The 22,771-nt window shown below is 72.2% G+C and carries 23 protein-coding genes and 1 tRNA gene; 7 read left to right on the top strand and 17 right to left on the bottom strand.

The window, feature by feature from the left end:
• A partial coding sequence (locus GQR16_RS19770) for a hypothetical protein (protein ID WP_211373552.1) occupies positions 1-192 on the bottom strand: 192 nt, incomplete at its 3' end.
• Between the two features lie 308 nt (positions 193-500).
• Positions 501-1,340 carry an inositol monophosphatase family protein gene (locus tag GQR16_RS16110; RefSeq protein WP_157416161.1) on the bottom strand — a complete coding sequence of 280 codons (840 nt, stop codon included), beginning with the start codon at positions 1,338-1,340 and terminating at the stop codon, positions 501-503.
• A gap of 130 nt (positions 1,341-1,470) precedes the next feature.
• On the opposite strand from GQR16_RS16110, the gene GQR16_RS16105 reads away from it, so the two are divergent.
• Positions 1,471-3,552, top strand: a complete 2,082-nt coding sequence (locus GQR16_RS16105) for an acyltransferase family protein (RefSeq protein ID WP_170298536.1) — start codon at positions 1,471-1,473, stop codon at positions 3,550-3,552.
• Between the two features lie 104 nt (positions 3,553-3,656).
• On the opposite strand, the gene GQR16_RS16100 is transcribed toward GQR16_RS16105, so the two are convergent.
• The 3 genes from GQR16_RS16100 to GQR16_RS19640 form a co-directional block, all read right to left on the bottom strand.
• Positions 3,657-3,738, bottom strand: a tRNA-Tyr gene (locus GQR16_RS16100).
• Between the two features lie 147 nt (positions 3,739-3,885).
• Complete coding sequence (locus tag GQR16_RS16095) at positions 3,886-4,596, bottom strand: PH domain-containing protein (protein WP_157416159.1); 711 nt, start codon at positions 4,594-4,596, stop codon at positions 3,886-3,888.
• A 4-nt stretch (positions 4,597-4,600) separates the two neighbouring features.
• Positions 4,601-4,768: a hypothetical protein gene (locus GQR16_RS19640; RefSeq protein WP_170298535.1), complete on the bottom strand. Its 168-nt coding sequence runs from the start codon at positions 4,766-4,768 to the stop codon at positions 4,601-4,603.
• 163 nt (positions 4,769-4,931) lie between these two features.
• Here GQR16_RS19640 and GQR16_RS16090 point away from each other — a divergent pair, with 163 nt between their 5' ends.
• Both GQR16_RS16090 and GQR16_RS16085 read left to right on the top strand, forming a co-directional pair.
• The gene (locus GQR16_RS16090) at positions 4,932-5,951 is read left to right on the top strand and encodes a LacI family DNA-binding transcriptional regulator (RefSeq protein ID WP_157416158.1); all 1,020 of its coding nucleotides are present in this window, start codon (positions 4,932-4,934) and stop codon (positions 5,949-5,951) included.
• A gap of 147 nt (positions 5,952-6,098) precedes the next feature.
• On the top strand, positions 6,099-6,587 hold the full coding sequence (locus GQR16_RS16085; protein WP_157416157.1) for a YajQ family cyclic di-GMP-binding protein: 489 nt from the start codon (positions 6,099-6,101) through the stop codon (positions 6,585-6,587).
• A gap of 80 nt (positions 6,588-6,667) precedes the next feature.
• Here the strand turns inward: GQR16_RS16085 and GQR16_RS16080 are convergent, their stop codons facing one another.
• The 6 genes from GQR16_RS16080 to GQR16_RS16055 all read right to left on the bottom strand — a co-directional run bounded on the left by GQR16_RS16080 (position 6,668) and on the right by GQR16_RS16055 (position 13,356).
• On the bottom strand, positions 6,668-7,714 hold the full coding sequence (locus GQR16_RS16080; RefSeq protein WP_157416156.1) for a hypothetical protein: 1,047 nt from the start codon (positions 7,712-7,714) through the stop codon (positions 6,668-6,670).
• Between the two features lie 202 nt (positions 7,715-7,916).
• Positions 7,917-8,885 carry an alpha/beta hydrolase gene (locus GQR16_RS16075; RefSeq protein WP_246200888.1) on the bottom strand — a complete coding sequence of 323 codons (969 nt, stop codon included), beginning with the start codon at positions 8,883-8,885 and terminating at the stop codon, positions 7,917-7,919.
• Positions 8,886-9,059: 174 nt separating this feature from the next.
• Entirely contained in the window at positions 9,060-9,779 is a 720-nt protein-coding gene (locus GQR16_RS16070; RefSeq protein WP_157416155.1) for a prepilin peptidase, read from the bottom strand.
• Positions 9,780-9,915: 136 nt separating this feature from the next.
• Positions 9,916-11,295, bottom strand: a complete 1,380-nt coding sequence (locus GQR16_RS16065) for an FAD-dependent oxidoreductase (RefSeq protein ID WP_157416154.1) — start codon at positions 11,293-11,295, stop codon at positions 9,916-9,918.
• Positions 11,296-11,411: 116 nt separating this feature from the next.
• Positions 11,412-12,536 (bottom strand): polyprenyl synthetase family protein, encoded by a 1,125-nt coding sequence (locus tag GQR16_RS16060; RefSeq protein ID WP_246200881.1) that lies wholly within the window; start codon positions 12,534-12,536, stop codon positions 11,412-11,414.
• Positions 12,537-12,648: 112 nt separating this feature from the next.
• On the bottom strand, positions 12,649-13,356 hold the full coding sequence (locus tag GQR16_RS16055; protein ID WP_157416152.1) for a class I SAM-dependent methyltransferase: 708 nt from the start codon (positions 13,354-13,356) through the stop codon (positions 12,649-12,651).
• Positions 13,357-13,511: 155 nt separating this feature from the next.
• On the opposite strand from GQR16_RS16055, the gene GQR16_RS16050 reads away from it, so the two are divergent.
• Both GQR16_RS16050 and GQR16_RS16045 read left to right on the top strand, forming a co-directional pair.
• Positions 13,512-13,796: a DUF427 domain-containing protein gene (locus tag GQR16_RS16050; RefSeq protein ID WP_157416151.1), complete on the top strand. Its 285-nt coding sequence runs from the start codon at positions 13,512-13,514 to the stop codon at positions 13,794-13,796.
• A 59-nt stretch (positions 13,797-13,855) separates the two neighbouring features.
• Complete coding sequence (locus tag GQR16_RS16045; RefSeq protein ID WP_246200880.1) at positions 13,856-15,166, top strand: isochorismate synthase; 1,311 nt, start codon at positions 13,856-13,858, stop codon at positions 15,164-15,166.
• Between the two features lie 33 nt (positions 15,167-15,199).
• On the opposite strand, the gene GQR16_RS16040 is transcribed toward GQR16_RS16045, so the two are convergent.
• The 3 genes from GQR16_RS16040 to GQR16_RS16030 form a co-directional block, all read right to left on the bottom strand.
• Positions 15,200-16,054 carry a polyphosphate kinase 2 family protein gene (locus tag GQR16_RS16040; RefSeq protein WP_157416150.1) on the bottom strand — a complete coding sequence of 285 codons (855 nt, stop codon included), beginning with the start codon at positions 16,052-16,054 and terminating at the stop codon, positions 15,200-15,202.
• An 88-nt stretch (positions 16,055-16,142) separates the two neighbouring features.
• On the bottom strand, positions 16,143-17,942 hold the full coding sequence (menD, locus tag GQR16_RS16035; protein ID WP_157416149.1) for a 2-succinyl-5-enolpyruvyl-6-hydroxy-3-cyclohexene-1-carboxylic-acid synthase: 1,800 nt from the start codon (positions 17,940-17,942) through the stop codon (positions 16,143-16,145).
• Positions 17,935-18,360, bottom strand: a complete 426-nt coding sequence (locus GQR16_RS16030) for a PLDc N-terminal domain-containing protein (RefSeq protein ID WP_157416148.1) — start codon at positions 18,358-18,360, stop codon at positions 17,935-17,937. The genes menD and GQR16_RS16030 overlap by 8 nt, the downstream gene beginning before the upstream one ends.
• 73 nt (positions 18,361-18,433) lie before the next feature.
• On the opposite strand from GQR16_RS16030, the gene GQR16_RS16025 reads away from it, so the two are divergent.
• A complete protein-coding gene (locus GQR16_RS16025) occupies positions 18,434-18,718 on the top strand; it encodes a DUF4229 domain-containing protein (RefSeq protein WP_170298534.1) in 285 nt (94 codons plus the stop codon).
• Positions 18,719-18,816: 98 nt separating this feature from the next.
• On the opposite strand, the gene GQR16_RS16020 is transcribed toward GQR16_RS16025, so the two are convergent.
• From GQR16_RS16020 to GQR16_RS16010, 3 genes are all read right to left on the bottom strand, one after another.
• Positions 18,817-19,812, bottom strand: a complete 996-nt coding sequence (locus GQR16_RS16020; protein ID WP_157416186.1) for a 1,4-dihydroxy-2-naphthoate polyprenyltransferase — start codon at positions 19,810-19,812, stop codon at positions 18,817-18,819.
• 47 nt (positions 19,813-19,859) lie between these two features.
• On the bottom strand, positions 19,860-21,125 hold the full coding sequence (locus GQR16_RS16015) for an AMP-binding protein (protein ID WP_211373551.1): 1,266 nt from the start codon (positions 21,123-21,125) through the stop codon (positions 19,860-19,862).
• A 69-nt stretch (positions 21,126-21,194) separates the two neighbouring features.
• Positions 21,195-22,121: a 1,4-dihydroxy-2-naphthoyl-CoA synthase gene (locus GQR16_RS16010; protein ID WP_157416146.1), complete on the bottom strand. Its 927-nt coding sequence runs from the start codon at positions 22,119-22,121 to the stop codon at positions 21,195-21,197.
• A gap of 77 nt (positions 22,122-22,198) precedes the next feature.
• Between GQR16_RS16010 and GQR16_RS16005 the strand changes: the two genes are divergently transcribed.
• Positions 22,199-22,765, top strand: coding sequence for a hypothetical protein (locus tag GQR16_RS16005; protein ID WP_157416145.1), 567 nt, complete (start codon positions 22,199-22,201; stop codon positions 22,763-22,765).
• Positions 22,766-22,771 lie beyond the last annotated feature (6 nt).

Genomic DNA, 22,771 nt, shown 5'->3' with positions numbered 1-22,771 from the left:
CGGCGCTGCCGGAGCCACGGCCGCGGGCGCCACGGGAGCCGCCGCAGCCGCGGGCGCCACGGGCGGTGCCGCCGCAGCCGCCTGCGCGGCCTCGAGCTCGCGGAGTTCCCGGCGCGTGAGGGGTCGCCCGGACCGCAGGGGATCCATGGTGCCGCGCGGTGATGCGTCGGGCACGAGGGGGGACTCGGGCACGGTGGGAGAGACCTTCGACGATGAGACGGGGGAACGGAGGTGGCATCCCGACTCGTGCCGAGATTACAGATCGGTAAAGGCTACCCCGAACCCGTCTTCCGGCGCCACGGGATCGCGGTCGGATTCGTCGCCGCGAGGCCGATCCGCAACGCATTCCGCAGCGCATGCCGAAGGCGACCACCGAACCGCCCCGGACCTCCGCGGGAACCGCGGCGATCCCGTGCCACCCTGCGAGACTCCTGCGAATCGAAAGACGGGGTGCATCCCCAGCGCGCCGTGCCGCAGCGACGACCTCGCGGCGCTTCGGATCAGGCGTCGACGCCCGCCCGGCGCAGCAGCGCGACGAGTTCCTCGTGCAGGTCGGGCGCCGCCGCCACGAGCAGCTCCGAGTTCTCGCGCCCGCCGTGCGGTCCCGTGATGCGCGCACCCGCCTCGCGGGCGATGAGCCCACCGGCCGCGTGGTCCCAGGCGTTGAGTCCGCGCTCGTAGTAGGCGTCGATCCGGCCCGCGGCGAGCGCGCAGAGGTCGAGCGCGGCCGAGCCGATGCGTCGGATGTCGCGCACCTCCGGCAGCACGCCGAGCAGCACCTCGGCCTGCCGTCGACGCAGGTCGGACGCGTAGCCGAACCCGGTCGCGACGAGCGCCTGGTGCAGCGGCACCCCCTCGTTCACCGCGAGCGCACGGCCCGCCGCGTGCGCTCCCCCGCCGAGGCTCGCCTCGAACAGCTCGCCGCTCGACGGGTTGAGCACGACGCCCGCCACGGTCGCGCCGTCGATCGAGCCCGCGCCGCCCGCGGCATCCGCCCCACCGCGCTCGGCGACGGCGATGCTGATCGCCCACGACGGGAGGTCGTAGAGGAAGTTCACGGTGCCGTCGATCGGGTCGACGATCCAGTCGAGGCCGCTCGTGCCGATGTGCACGTCGTCCTCTTCGCCGACGATGCCGTCGTCGGGGCGCGCGTCGAGGATCAGCGAGCGGATCAGCTCCTCGGTGTCGCGGTCGACGGCGGTCACGATGTCGGTCGGGGTCGACTTGGTCGCCGCGACGCTCACGCCGCGGCGTCGCGCGTCGAGGGCGGACTCCCCCGCGTGAACCGCGATCGCGTGGGCCAGGGCGAGCAGGTCTGCGGATGCCGCGGCTGAGGTCATGCCTCCAAGCTACGCGCCCGCCGCTCACACGGCATCCGGGCGCGAGAAGCACGGCCTCGCCGCTCATGCCTCGTTCACCTCGGCGTCACCCGGAACCGCGATACTGGCCGCCCACTCGGCGAAGGACAGCATGGCGACCGAACGACCTGGGCGTCCCATCGCACCGCGACCGCAGCCTCCGCGCGGGTTCCGTCCCGACATCCAGGGGCTGCGGGCGATCGCGGTGCTCGTCGTGATCGCGTTCCACGCCGGCGTCCCGGGGTTCGGCGGCGGGTACCTCGGCGTCGACGTGTTCTTCGTGGTCTCGGGGTTCCTGATCGGCGGGCCGCTCGTCGCCACGATCCTCGAGACCGGGCGCGTCGACCTCGCTGCGTTCTACGCCCGGCGTGCGCGCAGGATCCTTCCCGCCGCGCTCGTCGTGACCGTGGCCACCGTGATCGCGTCGGTGCTGATCGCGTCGCCCATCCGTCTCGCGCAGATCGCGACCGACGCGGCCTGGGCCGCATCGTCCGCCGTCAACATCCGGTTCGCGATGCAGGAGACCGACTACCTGAACGGCACGGCGCCGTCGCCGCTGCAGCACTTCTGGTCGCTCGGCGTGGAGGAGCAGTTCTACCTGCTCGTCCCGTTGCTCCTGATCGGGCTCTTCGCCCTCACGCGACGCTCGGGGCGCCCGGCGTTCGCACTGGGGCTCTCGATCCTCGCGGCCTCGTTCGCCGTGTGCCTCGTGCTCGGCGACTCGCCGTGGAACTTCTTCTCGCTGGCCACGCGGGCGTGGGAGCTCGGCGCGGGCATCTTCGCCGCGCTCGCGGTGGCCCGTCTGTCACGGCTGGGAATCCGCGCCACCGAGCTGCTCGCGATCCTCGGGGCGACCATGATCGTGCTCGGCATCGCCCTCGGCGGACTGCCGGAGTTCCCCCATCCGGGCGTCGGCACCCTCGTCCCGGTGCTCGGCACTGCAGTGCTGCTCGCGGTCGGCGGCACGGCGCGCGGGGCGGGCACGCTGGTCGCTCGCGGGCTCGGGCTGCGGCCAGCCGTCGCGATCGGCACGCTCTCGTACTCGCTCTACCTCGTGCACTGGCCCCTGCTCTCCCTGGCCGGCGAGAGCGTCGACCATGTCACGACGCCCACGCCGATCGAGGTCGGCGCGCTCATGCTGGTCGCCGTGGTCGCGGCCTGGCTCCTCCACCGCTTCGTGGAGCTGCCGTTCCTCCGGCGGGCGGACCCGGCGAGCTCCCGGCCCCGCCGGTCGATCGTCGCCGGGCTGGCCGCGACCGCGGTCGTCGCCGGGTCGCTGCTCGCGGCGACGCCGTCGCTCGCGTCCGTTCCCCTGACCTCGACCCGTGACGCGATGAGCCGAGCTGCCGAACGCGAGCCGCAGGGCACCCCCTACGTGCCGCGCAACGTGAGCCCGACGCTCGCCGGCGCGGTCGACGACACCGGCCTGCTCTACGAGAACGGGTGCCAGCAGGACAAGGCGTCCGCGGAGCTCGTCGTGTGCTCGTTCGGTCAGGAGAGCTCCGGCCCCGATGCGACCGGAGCGACCGACGTCGCGACCGTCGTGCTCTTCGGCGACTCGCATGCCGGCCGCTGGTTCCCGGCGATGCAGGCCGCATTCGCCGGGCAGCCGGTCCACCTCGTCACGCTCACGAAGTCGGGGTGCCGATCCATCGAATCGGCGTCGACCTGGGCGGATTCACCGAACGCGTCGTGCTCGGCGTGGCGCACGGCGGCCATGGCCTGGATCGTCGACGAGTCCCCCGACCTGACCGTGCTCGCCGACCACCTCGGGCGGCCCGTCGCCGGGCGTGAGGACCGGTACGAGCAGCAGTGGTCGGCTGCGACGGCGAGCACGCTGGCGCGATTCCCCGATCCGACCAGGGTCGCGGTGCTCGCCGAGACGCCCGAGTTCGACGTGAGTCCGCCGATCTGCCTCGCGCGCCACCCCGAATCCGCCGATGCATGCGACGAACCGCGGACGCGGGCCGTGAACGCGAGCGCCGTGCGAGCCGTGCGATCGGCCGCGGAAGCCGCGGGGGCGCGGTTCGTCGACTTCACCGACTGGTTCTGCAACGCGGAGCGATGCCCGACCGTGATCGGCAACCACCTCGTCTACGGCGACGAGCACCACGTGACCGCGACCTTCAGCGCCTCGATGGGGCCGGTCGTGCGCGATGCACTGCTTCCCTCGCTCGGCGCCGTGCCTCGCTGACCGGGCCGCCCGCGGCATCCGTCGGCCGTCGACCGTCGGAGCTCGGAGGCCCGGAACGACGAAGCCCCGGCTCAGTCGCAACTGCGTCTGACCGGGGCTTTCGGTGGCGAGTGAGGGATTCGAACCCCCGAAGTCGATGACAGCTGATTTACAGTCAGATCCCTTTGGCCGCTTGGGTAACTCGCCAGTCGCACCCGACCGAGTTCTGCACACAACCGGGGGCCTGTCAAGGATACCCGTGAGGTGCCGTGACGTGAAATCGAGGCCCGAAGCGGATGCCGCGGCATCCGTTCGCCCGTCGAGAAGCCCGGAATCGCGCGGGCGATCGGGCGTCTACTGCGCCCGCCACCACGGCATCTCGGCCGTCGAGTTCTGATCTTCGGAAGGGAACTCCGCCGTGTCGTTCGACGCGGACGTCGACGGGGAGTAGGTCGGGGCGCTCGTCGGCAGCGCCGCGGTCTGGGCGGGTTGGGCCGAAGCCGCTGGCGCAGCACCGGCCGCCTCGCGCTCGCGACGCTCGTCTTCGGCACGCCACGCCTGCGCCGACCCGCGGAGGCCCGCGCGCTGGATGGTGCGCTGGATCGTGAGCCCGCGCTCGCCCGGCTTCGGCACGAAGCGGATGTCGCGAAGCCCCTGCTCCTGCGCCGCGGACTCGAACACGAAGTGGCCGTAGCCGAGGATGCGGCCGATGAGCGGACGGTGCACCGAGATGTCGAGGATTCGCGCGAGCGGCATCGTCGCGATGTTCTGCGTGAGGATGCCGTGCACGCGGAACACGCGCATGTTCGTGATCACGAACCGGTCCATGCGGGCGCCCATGATGCGCCACGAGGCGTGCACGACGAGGCCGAGCGCCAGCAGCAGCGGCACCCAGTACGCCGTCGACGGCAGCCAGAGGATCAGCAGCAGCACCGGGATCGCGGCGAGCGCCTCGAGGATCGCGCTCACGACCGCGGCCCAGTGCTTGCGCACCTCGTCGACGACGAACTCGCCCTCGTCGGAGATCAGGTGCTGTTCGACGTTCGGGTCTCCGAAGACGCCCATGGGACTACGAGGAGGCGAGCGTGCTGAAGAACTGGCCGATCGCCTCGGTCGCGCTGAACACGGCGCCGAACGCGCCCTGCACGATGTTCGCGGCTTCTTCAGGACGCGTGATCACGTAGAACGCGGCGAACACGACGACGAGCGTGAGAACGATTCGTTTGACCCACTTCACGTGCGTGATTCCCTTCGGTTCGGTGGATGGCGGACACCGCCCCTCCCCCGAACGTGGGCCCGACCGTGCCTGTCTACCTTACGAGGGCGGGCCGGGCAACGCGCCACGCAGGGCACCGGACGATAGGATGTCGAGGTTCCAGCCCGACCCGTACGGAGGCGCGATGGCCGGCATCGAAGAGGTCGCTCGGCTCGCCGGCGTCTCGACCGCGACCGTCTCGCGTGCGCTCAGCGGCCGCGGGCACGTCTCCGCCGCCTCGAAGTCGAAGGTGCTCGATGCGGCCGCGCAGCTCGGCTACGTCGTCTCGTCGAACGCGTCGAGCCTCGCGTCGGGGCGCACGCGCAACATCGGCGTCGTGATCCCGTTCCTCAACCGATGGTTCTTCTCCTCGGTGCTCGAGGGCGCGCAGGGTGCGCTGCTCCGGCGCGGCTACGACCTCACGCTCTACAACCTCTCGGGCGACAGCGGCGAGCGCGCGAGCGTGTTCGAGCACTTCCTCCTGCGCCAGCGCGTCGACGCCGTCATCGCCGTCTCGCTCGAGCTCACCGAACCCGAGGTGGCGCGACTGCACGACCTCGGCAAGCCGCTCGTCGGCGTCGGCGGCCCGATCACCGGGGTCCGCACGCTCACGATCGACGATGTGGCCGTCGCCAAGCTCGCCACCGAGCACCTGCTCGCGCTCGGCCACCGCCGCATCGCGCACATCGGCGGCGACCTCGAGAACGACCTCGACTTCCACCTGCCGACCAACCGTCGCCACGGTTACGAGAACGCCCTCCGCGAGGCCGGCATCGAGGTCGACGACCGCCTCTTCGCGCCGGCCGACTTCACGATCCGCGGCGGGTTCCACGCCGCGAAGCAACTGCTCGGCGTGCCCCACGACCGCCCCACCGCCATCTTCGCCGCCTCCGACGAGATGGCCATCGGCTCGATCCTCGCCGCCCGCGAACTCGGCCTCGTCGTGCCCCGCGACGTCTCCATCGTCGGCATCGACGACCACGACCTCTCCGACTTCTTCGGGCTCTCGACCGTCGCGCAGTTCCCCCGCTTCCAGGGCGAGAAGGCCGTGGAGATCCTCATGGAACAGCTCGAACCCGGGTCGGATGCCGCGGCGCCCGCCTCGACTCCCCTCCCGTTCGAGCTGCGCGTGCGCTCGTCGACGGCCACCCCGCCGCCGGCCTGACGCCCGCCCGCCGGCGGGCGCGAGAGGCGCGGGCGCGCGCCGCGGCATCCGCCCGACCTGCGCCTGCTCACTGATGTCGAGTTCGCTGTTCGCAGGGCGCAGCTCGGCGCTGTTCGCGGAGGCGAGCCCCTCGGTAGACTGGCCTGCATGGCTGATTCCACGTTTGACATCGTCTCCAAGGTCGACCACATGGAGGCCGAGAACGCCGTCAACCAGGCGCGCAAAGAGGTCGAGCAGCGCTACGACTTCAAGAACATCGGCGCCTCGGTCGAGTGGTCGGGCGAGAAGATCCTGCTGAAGGCGCAGACCGACGAGCGCGTCAAGGCCGTGCTCGAGGTCGTCGAGTCGAAGTTCATCAAGCGCGGCATCACGCTGCGCTCGCTCGACACGGGTGAGCCCTACCCCTCGGGCAAGGAGTTCCGCATCGAGATCGCGCTGAAGAACGGCATCGACAGCGAGAACGCGAAGAAGATCTCGAAGATCATCCGCGACGAGGCGCCCAAGACGGTCAAGAGCCAGATCCAGGGCGACGAGCTGCGCGTCTCGTCCAAGAGCCGCGACGACCTCCAGGCGACCATGGCCCTGCTCAAGGGCAAGGACCTCGACGTCGCCCTGCAGTTCACGAACTTCCGCTGAGCGCGGCGCCCCGGGCGCTCGTGAGGTGACTTCGATGCGGTGAGGACCGTTCGAGTGTTCCTCACCGCATCGAACCGTCCTCAGGCACGATCTGAGCGAAGCACGGATGCCTCGGGCGAGCCGACGAGCGCCCGGCGCTGCCTCGTGCGCGGCACTCCCATGGCGAGCAGGCGCTGCTCGAGCGGGTCTTTGCGCACCATGTCGGTCCAGTCCCAGCGGTCCATCGACGTCACTCGGCGGCGGAGTGCATTCTCGCGGTCCTTCTCTCGGATCACCGCACGGGCTGCGATCGCCGAGACGAGCGACTCCCCCGCCGGCACAGCGGATCCGTGGGCGGTCGCACCCGCGAGGTACTTCCCGCGGCCGTCAGCCTCACCGATGGCACGCACCGACGGCCACCAGAAGTCGACGTCCGCGGTCATCGCGAGCTCGTCGAGACGGAACGACTCCTGCAGAACCGGCGCCTGGAACCCGCACTCCTCGATGACGAGGCGGCTGACCGTTTCGAGCACGGTCTGGGATCGGCTCGTCGCGCGAACCAGCACGGCCTCCGTTCGGCGGCTGCCGGGGTAGGGCATCAGTCGCTCGTGCTCGCCGAGCAGCCGTTCGATCGTCGTGAGCGGAGCGCGTCCCGCGCCGCTCGGCACCCACAACGCGGCATCGACTGCGGCCAGTGCCGCGGCGAGCGTGCCCACGCGACAGGCCTGGACGAGGGCGAACTCCACCGAGGTCACGAACATGCCGCCCTGCACACGCTCGACGTCTGGCGGGCGCGGGGCCGCGACGGCGACGACGCCCGGCCGACGATGCCCGGTCGGGCCGTCGGCGAGCACGCAGACGTCGCGCGGCCATCGGCCGAAGCTCGGCAACCCGAGGAGCGCGAGCGCTGAGAACCCCGTGAACACGGGCGCCCGCATGCTCTCGGCCGCGGCGGAGACGAGATGGGTGTGACGGAGTTCATCGCGGCGCCACTCCGGTGTTCCGAGCGGAGGCGCGTCGACGTAGACGCCGCGCCTTACGCGGACGATTCGACGAGCGGCGAGGTCGGCGGCGAGGGTTCGCTGCAGTCCTGCCTCACGCACGTCGGCGAACCGGATGAGGCCGTTGGGCAGCCGGGGAAGTTCCATCCGCCAAGGCTCCCCAGTCCGGACGTCCTCGACCCCCGGATCGAGCATCCGGTCGAGGAATCACGCCTGCCCACCGCCTGTGCAGAACGAGTCACCGCATCGAGTGAGGACGGTTCTGCACACCGAGTGAGGCTCGGCGCGACCTCACCGCGCCGAAGCTCCCTCCACGCGCGCGGCAGCCGCCCGGGCGGGGACGGGCGCGTCAGCGGCGCGGGGCGTAACCGCGGAGCCAGCGCGTGATGGCCGCGTAGGCGGCGGCCCGCACGGGCTCGCGCGAGAGGAACACGTCGTGCAGCGCGCCGTCGATGCGGGCGACCGTCACGTTCGGCCCGAGTCGCAGGGTGCGCTCGGCGATCTCGTCGACGACGAGCACGATGTCGGACGAGCGCATGGCCTCGTCCCACCGGGGCAGCAGCGTCGACCGCTTCGAGAGCAGCGTGAGCACGGGCGCGCCGACGTCGATGCGGCGGGCGACGGTCGCGTGCCCGGCGAGGATTCCGGTGAGCCAGGCGGGGTGCACGGTGAATCCGCGGTCGGGCCGCCACTCGTGCGAGTACTCCCACTCGCCGCCGAGCTCCTTCGCGACGGTGCGCGTGTAGAAGCCGAGATCCACGTTGGGCATGGGTCCGAGCGGGTTCACACGGGCGCCCCAGCCGATGACGGGCGCGAGCGCGGCGCGTCCGGTGGCGCTGAGCTGGAACTCCAGCCACGGGCTGTTCAACACCAGCGCGGCCGCGCGTCCGGGGTTGCGCGCCGACCACAGGCTGAGCGTGAGCCCGCCGGTCGAGTGTCCGAGCAGCAGGAGCGGCCGGGCGGATGCCGCGGCTCCGCGCCCGTGGCCCATGACCCCCAGCGCCGCCTCGATGTCGTCGTCGTACGTGGCGAGGTCGGTGACGAAGCCGGGCGTCTGCCCGGGCCGGAGGCTCCGCCCGTACTTGCGGAGGTCGAGTGCGAAGAACCGGGCGCCGGCATCGGACCAGAATCGTGCGAGCTCGGGGTTGAAGAAGTAGTCGCTCCAGCCGTGCACGTAGAGCACGTCGACTCCGGATGCCGCGCCGCGCCGCAGCGACCACCGGAACCCGGGATCGTGCCGCACGAGCGTCGCGACGACCTCGCCCTCGTCGTCGGTGCCGAGCGGCAGCGTGCGCTGCTCGAACCCGGGGCCGAGCACGTCGGGCCGCCAGCGTTCGTCATGCCCGGAGGTGGCCGAGGCTGCGGAGGCGGCCGGGGCGACTGCCGCATGCACGTCTGCTGCCGGCGAACCGACGGGCGGGTCGGATGCCGAACCGGAACGATGGTCGGCCGGATGCTCTGCCACGACACCTCCCCCGGGGTCTCGGTGGGTTCAGCCTATCGTCGCCATGCCGATGAACGTCGGGACGTCTCCCGCGACCAGCACGGCGACGAGGGCTCCGGCGAGCATCGACGGACCGAACGGGATCGATCCGCGCAGGGTCACGCGTCGCGTCGCGAGCCCGACGACGGCGATGACCCCGCCGATCACGAACGCCCCGAGGAGCCCGATGATCCAGGCCGAGAGGCCGAACCAGCCGAGCACGAGACCAATGAGCAGTGCGAGCTTCACGTCGCCCATGCCCATGGCGCCGGGTGAGATGAGTGCGAGCAGCAGGTAGACGGCGAACATCGCGACCGCTCCGGCGAGCGCGAGGAGGAACGACGTGGGTCGGCCGGTCAGGAGTGTCGCGAGGAGGAACAGCACGCCCACGACGCCGAGCGCCGGGAACACGACCGCGTTGGGCAGGCGGTGCTCGGCGAGGTCGACGAGAGCGAGCACGGTCGCCGCCGCGGCGAAGACGAGCAGCGGGAGCAGCACCCACGTCGCGGCGAACCGCAGGCCGAGCAGGCCGAACGTGATGGCCGTGACGACAGCGGCCGAGACGCGGATCGTGCGCTGCGGCATCCGCTCGCCGTGAGACCCGGCCGGCGCACGCAGCGATCGCCGCACCCACGCCGCGAGCGGCCACCACCCCAGCAGGGCCCCGAGCGCGGCGGCCACGAGCGCGGTCGCGATCGGCACGACGGCGGTCATGGTCTCGGGCGGCACGTCGTGCAGCGTACTCGCCGGACGCGATCGGGCCTGAGCGTCATGCACAGGCCGCGCCGCGGCATCCGCCCCTCAGACGCAGGAACGTCAGAACCAGGACGGTCAGACGCAGGAACCCCGCAGGAAGGAACGCCGCTCACGCACCGTCGCGCGAGATCTGCACCATGTCGTCGCGCGGCACGACCTTGATGCGCACGCGGCTCTCGGCCTCGCCGAGCGAACGCTCGTGCTGGTCGAGGCGGTGCCAGCCGTCGAGGTCGGTGTAGGCGATGCCGCGGGCATCGAGCATCTCGAGCACCGACTCCTCCGAGGGCCACTCGGGCGTCCACCAGTTGCCGAGGTCGTTGATGACGTGCTTGATGGTCTCCATGGCATCGGACTTCGTGTGGCCGATGAGCCCGACGGGGCCGCGCTTGATCCACCCGGTGGCGTAGACGCCGTACATCTGGCGCGACTCGCCCGTCTCGGGGTCGCGCAGGAGCACCTGGCCCTCGTGGTTCGGGATCACGCCGAACTGCTCGTCGAAGGGCACGCCCGGCAGCGGCGAGCCGAAGTAGCCGACGGCCCGGTAGACCGCCTGGATGGGGATCTCGCGGATCTCGCCCGTGCCGACGACCCCGCCCGCGCCGTCGGACCGCGTGCGCTCGTAGCGGATCGCGCTCACGCGCCCGGTGCCGTCGTCGACGACCTCGAGCGGCTTGGCGAAGAAGTGCAGGTGCAACCGGCGCGACGCTTCGCCCACCGACCGCTGCCGCCACTGCTGGAGCACCTTGTCGATGACGAAGACCTGCTTGTTGCCGGCGACTGCGGCACGGGCCGCATCGTCGTACTCGAAGTCCTCGTCGGCGAGGATCATGTCGACGTCGCGCAGTTCGCCGAGCTCGCGCAGTTCGAGGGGCGTGAACTTCACGGATGTCGGGCCGCGGCGTCCGAACACGTGCACGTCGGTGACGGGCGACGCCGAGAGCCCGGCCGCGACGTTGTCGGGGATCTCGGTGACCATCAGGTCTTCCACATGCTTGGCGAGCATGCGGGCGACGTCGAGCGCCACGTTGCCGTTGCCGATCACCGCGACCGACTCGGCCTCGAGCGGCCAGGTGCGGGGCACGTCGGGGTGACCGTCGAACCAGCTCACGAACTCGGCGGCGCCGTAGGAGCCCTCGAGGTCGATGCCCGGGATCCGGAGCGACGAGTCCTGCACCGCGCCCGTGGCGAAGATGACGGCGTTGTAGTGGCGCTTGAGGTCGTCGAGCGAGATGTCGGTGCCGAAGCGCACGTTGCCGAAGATGCGGATGTCGCCGCGGTCGAGCACCTCGCGGAGCGCCGTGATGATGCCCTTGATGCGCGGGTGGTCTGGGGCGACGCCGTAGCGCACGAGCCCGTACGGCGCGGGCAGGTGGTCGAACAGGTCGATCGAGACGTCGAAGTTGCGCTCGGCCTTCAGCAGGATGTCGGCGGCGTAGATGCCGGCCGGCCCGGCGCCGACGATCGCGAGTCGAAGCTTGTTCCTGGTCACGTGCTCGAACCTCCCCCTTGTCGCCGACCACTCCACACGAATTCAGGAGATCGCGGCTGATGCCCCGTCCACAAGCCCTGAAGGCTCGATTCTCCTGATTTTCGTCATGCCCTGCCTCAGCTCGCCCGGTCGACGACCGTCTCGGCGAAGCGGATGAGCGCCTTCTTCACGGTGCCCTCCGGCAGCGGCGCGAGCGCCTCGACGGCCTCGCGGGCCCAGCGGTGCGCCTCGTCGAAGGTGGCCGTGGTCGCCTCGTGCTCGCGCAGCTCGGCGACGATCGCGTCGACGGTCTCGCGCGAGGGCACGATGCGCGAGGCGAGCGTGTTCGTGTCGTGGGGGTCGCCGGCGTCGGCCGGGTCGATGCCGACCATGACGTCGCGCTGGATGCGCCGGAGCAGGTCTGCGGACGCGGGATCGGTCTTCGCCAGCTCGGCGAGGCGCAGCACGGGCAGGGTGACGACGCCCGCACGGAGGTCGGTGCCCGGCACCTTGCCGGTGGTCTCGGGCTGCGGCGACAGGTCGATGACGTCGTCGATGAGCTGGAACGCGATGCCGATCTTCTCGCCGAACTCGACGACGGGCGCCTCGTAGGCGGGGTCGGCACCCGAGAACACGAGGCCGGACTGCGCGGCGGCCGCGATGAGCGAGCCGGTCTTGTCGGCGAGCACCTGGATGTAGTGCTCGATGGGGTCGTCGCCCTCGCCGGGGCCGACGGTCTCGTGCAGCTGCCCGAGCACGAGACGCTCGAACGTGCCGGCCTGCATGCGGATCGCGCGTTCGCCGAGCTCGGCCATGAGCTGGCTCGCCCTGGCGAACAGCAGGTCGCCGGTGAGGATCGCGACGTTGTTGCCCCACACGGTCTGTGCGCTCGGCACGCCGCGACGACGCTCCGACTCGTCCATGACGTCGTCGTGGTAGAGCGAGCCGAGGTGCGTGATCTCGATCGCCTCGGCGGCGGTGACCACGTCGTCGGTGATGCCCGCGCCGAGCTGGGCGGTGAGCAGCGTGAGCATGGGCCGCACGCGCTTGCCGCCGGCGTCGAGCAGGTAGCGGGTCGAGGCATCCGCGATCGAATCGGCGAAACGCACTTCACGGACGAGACCCGCTTCGACCCGATCGATGCCGTCGTCGATCGCCTTCGCCATCGCCTTGTCGGCGGATGACGCGAACAGGCGCTCGCTCAGACCGAGGTTCGAAGCGAGCGCAGAGCCGCGACGCGCGACCGGATGGCTCGGATTCACGATTTCGAGTCTATCGGGGTCGACCTGTGCACCCGGTCGACGCCGCTTCCACGGCGAGCCCTCGCGTTGGACGCGCGGGCGAGTGACGGATGCCGCGGCGCGGCGCCCGCGGTCACGCGAGCGGCTTGCGCGCCCGGTGCAGGGCGACGATGCCGCCCGTGAGGTTGCGCCACGCGACATCGGTGTAGCCGACGCTGCGGATGAGCGCCGCGAGCTCGGGCTGCTCGGGCCATGCGTCGATCGACTCGTTGAGGTAGTCGTAGGCGTCGTCGTTCGAGCTCGACCAGCGCACGAGCGTCGGCATGACGTAGCGCTGGTAGCCGTGGTAGCCGAGGCGGATGATGGGCGCGGGCGGCTGGGAGAACTCGCAGATCACGAGGCGACCGCCGGGCTTGGTGACGCGGAGGAACTCGGCGAGCGCCTTCTCGGGCCCGTTGACGTTGCGCAGGCCGAACGAGATCGTCACGGCGTCGAACTCGTCGTCGCCGAAGGGCAGGTTCGTGGCGTCGGCCTCGACGAACACGAGGTTGGGCACGCGCTCCTGGCGGGCCCGGCCGACCTCGATCATGCCGGGCGAGAAGTCGGCGGCGACGACGGAGGCGCCCGAGGCGGCGAGGCTCGCGCTCGAGGTGCCCGTGCCTGCGGCGACATCGAGGATGCGCTCTCCGGGCTTCGGCGCCACGGCACGCGTGGTCGCGACGCGCCAGAGCGGCGCGTTGCCCATCGAGAGGACGGTGTTCGTGCGGTCGTACCTGGCCGCCACCCGGTCGAACATCGCCGATACCTGGCTGGGATCCTTGCCGAGATCTGCGCGCGTCATCCTTCGATTCTAGGCCGCGGCTCCGGTGCATGCGCTGGGAAGCATGCAGCGGAATGCCGAGGGCATCGAGTGCGTTGGATGTCGTGGGCGGGCGTCCGCGGACTGCGGCACCCGCCGATCCGCGCACGACCCGCGAACGACGAACAGGAGCAAGCATGAAGGCCATCTGGAACGGCACGGTCATCGCCGAGTCCGACGACACGGTCGTCGTCGAGGGCAACCACTACTTCCCCCGGGAGTCGATCGTCGACGCGCACTTCGCGTCGAGCGACAACCGGAGCGTCTGCCACTGGAAGGGCACCGCGAGCTATTTCCATGTCGACGTCGACGGGTCGCGCAACCCGAATGCGGCCTGGTTCTACCCGACGCCGTCCGAGGCGGCCGCCGAGATCGCCGGTCACGTCGCGTTCTGGCGCGGCGTCGACGTCGTCGAGGCCTGACCCTCGCACGCCGGTCGAGCGTGAGGCCGATGCGCAGGGCTCGGTCGTAGGCTGATCCGGTGACGAACACGGATGCCGCGCCCCAGCGCTCCCGGTCGCGCCTCGTCGTGCGCACCGAGCCGGTCGACGAACTCGCGCCCCTCATCCCGCGCGCCGACCCGCGGCATCCGCTGCTCTGGATGCGCCGCGGCGAGGGCATCGTCGGCCTCGGCGAGACGCTGCGCATCGAGACGACCGGCGTCGATCGGGTCGCCGATGCGGCCGCCGTCTGGACCGAGCTCTCGGCCGACGCCGACATCGACGACCGCGTCGGGCTCCCCGGCACGGGCCTCGTCGCATTCGGGGCGTTCGCGTTCGCCGACGAGTCGGAGTCGACGAGCGTCCTGATCGTGCCCGAGCTCGTGCTCGGGCGACGCGACGGCCGCGCCTGGGTCACGCGCATCGCCCTCGTCGAGGCGCCCGATGCCGAGCCCGCAGACGGCGACGCGCGGGCGGATGCCGCGGCATCCGAATCGCTCGAGATCCCCGAACCGGCGCCTCGCCGTCGCGTGCCGCGCGTGACGTTCGCGCCGGGCGCGGTTCCGCCGGAGCGCTACGAGGCCGCAGTGGCCGAGGCGGTGCGCCGCATCGACGGCGGCGAGCTGGCGAAGGTCGTGCTCGCGCGCGAGCTCGTGGGCGAACTGCACGAAGAGGACGGCCTGCGGGCCACGATCCACCGGCTCGCCGAGGACTATCCCGACACGTGGGTGTTCGCGGTCGACGGCCTCATCGGGGCGAGCCCCGAGACCCTCGTGCGCGTCGACCACGGCACCGTCTCGGCGCGCGTGCTCGCGGGCACGACCGCGCGGGGTGCGGGCGAGGCCTCCGATCGCGAACGGGCCGTGGCCCTGACCGAGTCCGCGAAGGACCGGGCCGAGCACGCCCTGGCCGTCGCGAGCGCGGTCAAGCGCCTCGAGCCGCACACGGCCCGCCTCGACGCGAGCCCCGAACCGTTCACGCTGCAGCTGCCGAACCTCTGGCACCTCGCGACCGACCTCAAGGGCACCCTCGGCGACGGGTCGAGCGCACTCGACCTCGTGCGCGCCGTGCATCCGACCGCCGCGGTCGCGGGCACGCCCCGTCGCGTCGCGCTCTCGGTGCTCGCCGAGCTCGAGGGCTTCGATCGCGGACGCTATGCCGGGCCGGTCGGCTGGGTCGACGGCGACGGCGACGGCGAGTGGGCGATCGCCCTCCGCTGCGCGCAGATCGACGCCGACGGCACCGTGCACGCCTACGCGGGCTGCGGCATCGTGCACGACTCGGTGCCGGCCGACGAACTCGCCGAGACCGTCATGAAGTTCCGGCCGATCGTCGAGGCGTTCGGCAGGTAGCAGGAGCCGCCGGCCGCTCGACAAACCGGCGGTTCAGCTCGCCGCGAGCCTGGCCTTCTGCTCGGCCACGTCGTAGTCGGCCTTCGGCCACTCGAGGCTCATGCGCTCGAGCGCGTCGGTGAGCAGGTGCTGCACGGCCAGCCGCGCGTACCACTTGCGGTTCGCGGGAATCACGAACCACGGGGCATCCGCCGTCGCGGTGTGGTCGAAGGCGAGCTGGTAGGCCTGCTGGTAGTCGCCCCAGAGCAGTCGCTCGTCGATGTCGCCGGGGTTGAACTTCCAGTGCTTGTCGGGTCGATCGAGGCGGTCCTGCAGGCGTGCGCGCTGCTCGTCGGGCGAGATGTGCAGCATGACCTTGATGACGGTGGTCGCGGTGGCGGTGAGCTCGCGCTCGAAGTCGTTGATCGCGCCGTAGCGGCGTTCGATCTCCTCGGGCGGGGCGAAGCCGCGCACGCGCGCGATGAGCACGTCCTCGTAGTGCGAGCGGTCGAAGACGCCGATGAGGCCGGGGCCGGGCACCTCCTTGTGGATGCGCCAGAGGAAGTCGTGCGCGAGCTCCTCCTCGGTCGGCTTCTTGAAGCTCGCCAGCTGCACGCCCTGCGGGTCGACCGAGCCCATGACGTGCTTGACGATGCCGCCCTTGCCCGCGGTGTCCATGGCCTGCAGCACGAGCAGGATGCGCCGGTCGTCGCCCAGACGACTGCTCGCGAAGAGCTGCTCCTGCAGCTCCGCGAGGCGGGCGACGCCGTCGGCGAGCGCCTGCTGGCCCGCGGACTTGCCGCCCTCGAACCCCGGCGAGGAGTCGGGGTCGACGTCGGCCAGGCGGAACCCCTCACCGACGCGCAGCAGGTCGATCGGGTCGGCGGTCCAGTACGGCGCGTGGTTCATGACGACTCCCCTCGCGCGACGCGGCGCCGCGCAGGGTTCCATCCTGTCGACCGAGCGGATGCCGCGGCAAGGGGTGGCGGCACGCGGGTCAGCGCGGCAGCGGCACCTCGAGCAGGCTCGGCCCGTCGACGGGCGCCGCGAGGGCGTCGCTCAGCTCGCCGCGGGTCGTGGCCCGTGCGTAGCCCCAGCCGTAGGCGGTGGCGAGTGCCGAGAGGTCGACCGACTGCGGTGTGTACTGCACGCGGTCGAATGCCGAGGCCTCCGCCGAGCCCGCGACCTCGAGGGCGTCGAAGATCGTGCCGCCGCCATCGTTGCCGACGATGACCTGCAGGCGAGGCCGCGCCTCAGCGGCGCCGAACAGCAGCGAGCCGACGTCGTGCAGCAGCGTGAGGTCACCGATCACGGCGCGCGTGACCGAGCCGCTGGCGATCGCGATGCCCACCGCGGTCGCGACGGTGCCGTCGATGCCCGCGAGTCCGCGGTTGGCGTGCACCGTGATGCGGCGACCGGCGACCGCGCGATCGGCGTCGCGGATGAGCCGGGAGGCCCCGAACACGAGTCGGTCGTGCGGCCAGGTCGCCGCCCAGACGGCGTCGACGAGCATGCGGCGGGACACGGGTTCGCGCACGGCCGCGAGCTGCGCCTTCATGTACTCGCGCTGCGCCGCGTAGTCGGAGACGTGCCCGGTCTCGTCGACCCCGCTCATGAGGCCGAGCGTCTGCGGCAGGCCCGCGTCGACGATCGAGCGGCTCGCGTGCACCCAGCGCCCGAGCCATTCGCGCGCCTCGGGCGGCAGCGGCGTCGGCTGCGGCTCGGCGCGCACCGCACGCTCGAACCGGCGGACGCGGCGCCCCGGGTTGTACCACTCGATGCCCGCTGGGGCCACGACGATCGCCTCGACGTCGCGGCGCTGCACGAGCGCGGGAACCTCGCGCGACAGCGTCGGATGCCCGAAGACCACGACGCGCTCGATGCGGTCGCCGAAGCCCGGCTCGTTCAGCAGCTCGCGCGAGGCGACGACGAGGTTCGGGCCGAAACGGGCACCGCTCGCGACCTCGGCCAGCAGCGGCCATCCGCCGTCGCGCGCGAACTGCTCGGCGCCCGGGCCCGCGCCGGCACCCGCGACGACGACCGTGCGAGGACCCGCCCCGATGATCGCACCCTTCGGGCGGCCTTCGGCATCGGCGTCGACGGATGCCGCGGCGCGCGTCGCGGCATCCGTCACCGGATCGCCCTCTGCGGGCGTGGGCGCCTCGTCGAGGTGCACGGCCGTCGAGAGCGGCTCGCTGTACTGGAGGTTCAGGTGCACGGGGCCGGCCCCGGGATGCGCCGCCGGCACGCTCCGGTCGTCGCGCCCGAGCGAGACGGCGACGGCCGTGCGCGCGAGTCGGGCCGCCGCGTCGGTCTCGCCGGGGTCGCCGGCGGGCGCCGCGACATCGCGCTCCATGCGCACGGCGCCGGCGAAGATGCCCGGCTGCACGGTGGTCTGGTTCGAGCGGATGCCGCGCAGCTCGACCGGCCGGTCGGCCGAGCACACGATGAGCGGCACGCCCGCGTGATGCGCCTCGAGCACGGCCGGGTGCAGGTTCGCGACCGCGGTGCCCGACGTGACGACGACGACCGCCGGGCGCCCGGACTCGACTGCGAGGCCGAGCGCGAGGAACCCGGCGCTGCGCTCGTCGATGCGCACGTGCAGGCGGATCGCGCCGACCCGCTCGAGCTCGGCCGCGGCGAGGGCCAGCGCCTGCGAGCGCGACCCCGGGGCCACGACCACGTCGCGGACGCCGGCGCGCACGAACCCGCTGAGCAGCGCGATGGCCGCCGCGGTCGCGGGGCTTCGCTGAAGGTCGGATGCCGGAGTCGGGCCTGCGCCCGACGCCTCAGCCATTCGGCCGGCCGGAGGCTCCCGCCTCACCCGAGGCGTCAGGACCGTCGTGCGGCTTCGGCTCGTGCGGGCGGGGATCGCGCGGATCGTCCTTCTTGGACTGGTCGCCGTCGAGGTCGGCGAGCTCCTGCTCGAGTCGACGGATGCGCTCGTCCTGGTCGGCATCGGCTTTGAGACCGCGGAGGAACTCGGGATCGTCGTCGGGCGCGACGGTCTTGCCGGCGCGACCGCGCCATGCGCGACCGCGACCGATGAGGAACCAGAGGATGCCGCCGATCACCGGGAGCAGCACGATGATCGCGAGCCACCACCCGCGGCTCACTCCGCGGATGCGGGATCGATCGAAGAAGGCGCAGTCGGCGATCGCGTAGATCCAGAAGATCACGGCGACGATGCCGCCCACGAACCAGACGCGTACCATCCCGTCAGTCTAGGCGCGTGAGAGCCGATCCGGGCTGGGAGTGCGCACAGGCAGCCCGACCTAGACTTGCATGGTGAAGTCCGTGCCCGTCTGGATCTGGTACACCGCCCTGCGCGTCGCGCTGTTCGTGGTGCCCCTCATCGTGCTGCTCATCGCCGGGGTGCCCGGCTGGATCGCCGCCCTCGTGGCCGCGCTGTTCGGACTGAGCGCGTCGCTGCTCTTCCTGCGGCGCCCCCGCGAGTCGATGGCGGGCGACCTCTACGCCGCGCGCCACCGCGAGAAGCCCCTCGTGCACGAGGACGACGCCGAAGAGGATGCCGCGATCGACGGCACCTCCAGCGAGACCGCCCGCGACTGACCGACGGCGCCGGCCCGCGACATCCGCCCGGTTGACCGACGGCGCCGGCCCGCGGCATCCGAAGCCCGCCCCTTCACGGGGTGGGGCCCCGCACCGGATCAGAACGCGATCGCGAGCCCGAGGCCGATGCCGTACGCGAGTGCCGTGAAGCTCGCGAGCTGCAGCGCGAGGATCAGCTCGCGCGGCGTCTTCGCGGTCAGCACGATGAGGCACGCCGGCAGCGCGAGCAGCAGCGCGAAGAACACGAGCACCGCGGTCGGGTAGAAGAGCGCCAGCACGCCGACGACCGCGAACGGCAGCAGCATGAACACGACGAAGAAGATGCGCCCGGCGAGCGGCCCGATGAGCACCGCGAGCGTGCGCTTGCCCGCGACGCGGTCCTGCTCGACGTCGCGCAGGTTGTTGGCCATGAGCACCGCGCACGCGAGCAGCCCCACGCCGACGCCGCCCAGCCATGCCTCGAGGTTGACGGTGAGCGATTGCACGAACGCCGATCCGGCCGTCGCGACGAGGCCGAAGAACACGAACACGAACAGCTCGCCGAGCCCCGCGTAGCCGTAGGGACGCTTGCCGCCCGTGTAGAACCAGGCCGCGACGATCGCCGCGGCACCGACCGCGATGAGCCACCACTGCTGCGTGATGACCGTGAGCGCGAGGCCCGCGAGCGCGGCGACGCCGAAGAACGCGAGCGCGACGCCGAGCACGACCTTCGGCTTCACGAGGCCCGACGCGGTGAGGCGTGCGGGGCCGACGCGGTGATCGTCGGTACCGCGGATGCCGTCGGAGTAGTCGTTCGCGTAGTTCACGCCGATCTGGAGCGCGAGCGCGACGATCAGGGCGAGCGCGAAGCGGGTCGGATGCCACTGGCCGTCGCCGATCGCCACGGCGCCGGCTCCCGTGCCGAGCGCGACGGGCGCGATCGCGAGCGGGAGCGTGCGCAGGCGTGCACCCGCGATCCAGTCGCCGGGCGTGAGGCGGGTGCGCGCCGCGCGGGCCGGACCGGCCTTCGCCGCGGCCGCCGCCTTGGCGGGATTGCCGGAGCGGCCGGAGCTCTTCGCGGGCTTCGCGGCGGGCTTGGAGTCGGGCTGGTTCATGCGCTGGGGGTTGGGGCGTGCCACACCGACATGCTAGTTCGCGGTTCCTATGACGTGGCTTCGCGTCCGATGAGCGCGGCGAGCGCGCGCCGGTCGGGCTTGCCGGAGGCGAGCAGCGGCATGCGGTCGAGCGCGACGAGGCGCACGGGGCGTCCGGCGGGCGGCAGGCCGGCGGCGTCGGTCGCGGCGGCGAGGGCGGCGAGAGCCGGGTGGGCGGGCGCGGCACCGGTGCCGGTGCCGACGGGCTCGGTGGGGGGTGCGGATGCCGCGGCATCCGTTCGCTCGACGACGACCGCCGGTCGGTCGCCCCACTCGGGGTCGGCCACGGGCAGCACGACCGCGGCCTCGAACCCGGCGACGGAGCGCACGGCCCGCTCGACCTCGCCGAGGGCGACCTTGACGCCTCCGGAGATGATCACGTCGTCGGCGCGACCGGTGATGCGCAGCAGGTCGGGGAACCGGGGGGCGCCGGCGGGGGTGCCAGCATCGGCGGCGACGTCGGGCACGAGCTCGCCGAGGTCGCCCGTGCGGTACCAGCGGGTGCCGTCGGCGTCGACGGTGAAGGCGGCGGCCGTGCGCTCGGGGTCGTCGAGGTAGCCGCTCGCGAGGGTCGGGCCGCTGAGCTGCACCTCGCCGTCGACCACGCGTACGCCGACGCGCGGCAGCGGGTGCCCGTCGTAGACGCAGCCGCCGGCCGTCTCGCTCGAGCCGTAGGTGCGGTGCACGTGCGCGCCGAGTGCCCGCGCACGCTTGACCAGACCGGCGGGCGCCGCCTGCCCGCCGAGCAGGATGCGGTCGAACGAGCCGAGCGCCGTGCCGACCGAACGGTCGTGCTCGGCGGCCTCGACGAGACGCGCGAGCTGCACGGGCACGAGCGAGGTGAACCACGGGTGGTCGGGGTCGAGCGTGCGCGCGGCCGCGACGAACGCCTCGGGGGTGAACCCGCCCTGCGGCAGCACGACGGGCGCGGTGCCCGCGAGGATCGAACGCACGAGCACCTGCGCCCCCGCGATGTAGGTCGCCGGCAGGGCGAGCAGCCACTGTCCGCGTTGGCCGCCGAACCACTGTTCGGTCGCGTGCGCGCTCGCCCGCAACGCGGAGCCCGAGAGCATGACGCGCTTCGGGGCATCCGTCGATCCGCTCGTCTCGACGACGAGGGCGACCTCTGCGGGCACGAACCCGGCGACGAGGTCATCGGCCGCGGGCTCGGTGTCGCCCGGCACCGGCAGCACGGCGAGCGCACCCTCGTCGAAGAGCACGGCCTCGCGCAGCTGGGCGAGCATCGCCGCGGTGTCGCCGGCCGCAACCCTCATGAGGGGTTTCCGGGCGCTCACGGTAACCGGCCCGCCCGGTCAGCCGTACCCCTCATCGGCGCGACCGCATCAGTAGTGCCAGGGGTAGGGGCCCCAGTCGGGGTCGCGCTTCTCGAGGAACGAGTCGCGGCCCTCGACGGCCTCGTCGGTGCCGTATGCCAGTCGCGTCGCCTCGCCGGCGAACACCTGCTGGCCGACCATGCCGTCGTCGACGGCGTTGAACGCGAACTTCAGCATGCGGATGGCCGTGGGCGACTTCGTGAGGATCGTGCGCGCCATCGAGATCGCCTCGCGCTCGAGCTCGGCGTGGGGCACGACCCGGTTCACGGCGCCCATCTCGTAGGCGCGATCGGCCGAGTACTCCTCGGCGAGGAAGAACACCTCGCGCGCGAACTTCTGCCCGATCTGGCGGGCGAAGTAGGCGCTGCCGTAGCCGGCGTCGAAACTGCCGACGTCGGCATCCGTCTGCTTGAATCGCCCGTGCTCGCGGCTCGCGATCGTGAGGTCGCAGACGACGTGCAGCGAATGCCCGCCGCCGGCCGCCCACCCCGGAACGACCGCGATGACGACCTTCGGCATGAAGCGGATGAGCCGCTGCACCTCGAGGATGTGCAGGCGCCCGGTGCTCGCCGCTGCGGCGGGGTCGCGCACGACCTCGGCCTCGTCGGCGGAGTACTGGTAGCCGTCGCGACCGCGGATGCGCTGGTCGCCGCCCGAGCAGAACGCCCAGCCGCCGTCCTTCGCGCTCGGGCCGTTGCCGGTCAGCAGCACGACGCCGATGCGCGGGTTGGTGCGCGCGTCTTCGAGGGCCCGGTAGAGCTCGTCGACCGTGTGCGGCCGGAACGCGTTGCGCACCTCGGGCCGGTCGAACGCGATGCGCGCGATGCGCCCGTCGTTCGAGTGGTGGTAGGTGATGTCGCTGAGCCCCGCGTCACCGGCGACGGCGGATGCCGCGTCGACCCACTCGCTCGCATCGAACAATTCGGAAACGCTCACCGCACCAGCCTAACGACCGGCCGTCGTACGCACGGCGACACAGATCGGCCGCCGCAGCGCCCGCCCCCTACCCTTGGATGGTGACCACGACTTCGCGCGCCCTCGGCGCCTCCGCAGCCCTGTTCCTCGCACTGGCCCTCGCCGCGTGCGCCCCCTCCGGCGGGGGCTCCACCGAGGAGCCCGCCGCGTCGGCATCGGCTTCGGCCGACGCGGGCGCCGGCGCCGACTCCGGCGAGTGCACCGGCGTCGCGGTCGTCGTCGAGCTGCCCTCTGACCTCGAGGTCGCGGACTCCCCCGCGGGCACGACCTGCGTCGACGCCGACGCGCCGATCCTCGCGAGCGACGCCCTCGCCGAGGCGGGCCTCGAGACCGAGGGCACCGAGGAGTACGGCGACCAGGTCGTCTGCCGCGTGAACGGCGTTCCCGCCGCCGACTTCGCGCTGCCCGCAGAAGACGGCTCCGACTACTTCGAGACCTGCGCCTCGATGCCCGCCGCGTTCGCGTACTGGTCGCTCTGGACCAAGCCCGCCGGCGGCGAGTGGGGCTACGCGCAGGAGGGCCTCGCGACGCTCGAGGTCGCACCCGGCGAGAGCATCGCGCTGCTCTTCACCCTGAACGGCGAGCCCGCCGCGCCGAGCGCATGACCGCGC

The organism is Agromyces allii (genome assembly GCF_009749385.1).
In the GTDB taxonomy this organism is placed as follows: Bacteria; Actinomycetota; Actinomycetes; order Actinomycetales; family Microbacteriaceae; genus Agromyces; species Agromyces allii.
Note: the sequence above shows the minus strand (reverse complement) of the source record. Positions and strands in the feature narration are given on the sequence as shown.

Excerpts from the sequence above, each read along its gene's own strand:
- GQR16_RS16020 (WP_157416186.1), bottom strand. The coding sequence starts at position 19,812 with ATGAACCAGCCCGACTCCAAGCCCGCCGCGAAGCCCGCGAAGAGCTCC.
- GQR16_RS16110 (WP_157416161.1), bottom strand. The coding sequence starts at position 1,340 with ATGACCTCAGCCGCGGCATCCGCAGACCTGCTCGCCCTGGCCCACGCG.
- GQR16_RS16080 (WP_157416156.1), bottom strand. The coding sequence starts at position 7,714 with ATGGAACTTCCCCGGCTGCCCAACGGCCTCATCCGGTTCGCCGACGTG.
- GQR16_RS16030 (WP_157416148.1), bottom strand. The coding sequence starts at position 18,360 with ATGGTACGCGTCTGGTTCGTGGGCGGCATCGTCGCCGTGATCTTCTGG.
- GQR16_RS16090 (WP_157416158.1), top strand. The coding sequence starts at position 4,932 with ATGGCCGGCATCGAAGAGGTCGCTCGGCTCGCCGGCGTCTCGACCGCG.
- GQR16_RS16105 (WP_170298536.1), top strand. The coding sequence starts at position 1,471 with ATGGCGACCGAACGACCTGGGCGTCCCATCGCACCGCGACCGCAGCCT.
- GQR16_RS16040 (WP_157416150.1), bottom strand. The coding sequence starts at position 16,054 with ATGAACCACGCGCCGTACTGGACCGCCGACCCGATCGACCTGCTGCGC.
- GQR16_RS16015 (WP_211373551.1), bottom strand. The coding sequence starts at position 21,125 with ATGAGGGTTGCGGCCGGCGACACCGCGGCGATGCTCGCCCAGCTGCGC.
- GQR16_RS16085 (WP_157416157.1), top strand. The coding sequence starts at position 6,099 with ATGGCTGATTCCACGTTTGACATCGTCTCCAAGGTCGACCACATGGAG.
- GQR16_RS16005 (WP_157416145.1), top strand. The coding sequence starts at position 22,199 with ATGGTGACCACGACTTCGCGCGCCCTCGGCGCCTCCGCAGCCCTGTTC.
- GQR16_RS16095 (WP_157416159.1), bottom strand. The coding sequence starts at position 4,596 with ATGGGCGTCTTCGGAGACCCGAACGTCGAACAGCACCTGATCTCCGAC.
- menD (WP_157416149.1), bottom strand. The coding sequence starts at position 17,942 with ATGGCTGAGGCGTCGGGCGCAGGCCCGACTCCGGCATCCGACCTTCAG.
- GQR16_RS16050 (WP_157416151.1), top strand. The coding sequence starts at position 13,512 with ATGAAGGCCATCTGGAACGGCACGGTCATCGCCGAGTCCGACGACACG.
- GQR16_RS16055 (WP_157416152.1), bottom strand. The coding sequence starts at position 13,356 with ATGACGCGCGCAGATCTCGGCAAGGATCCCAGCCAGGTATCGGCGATG.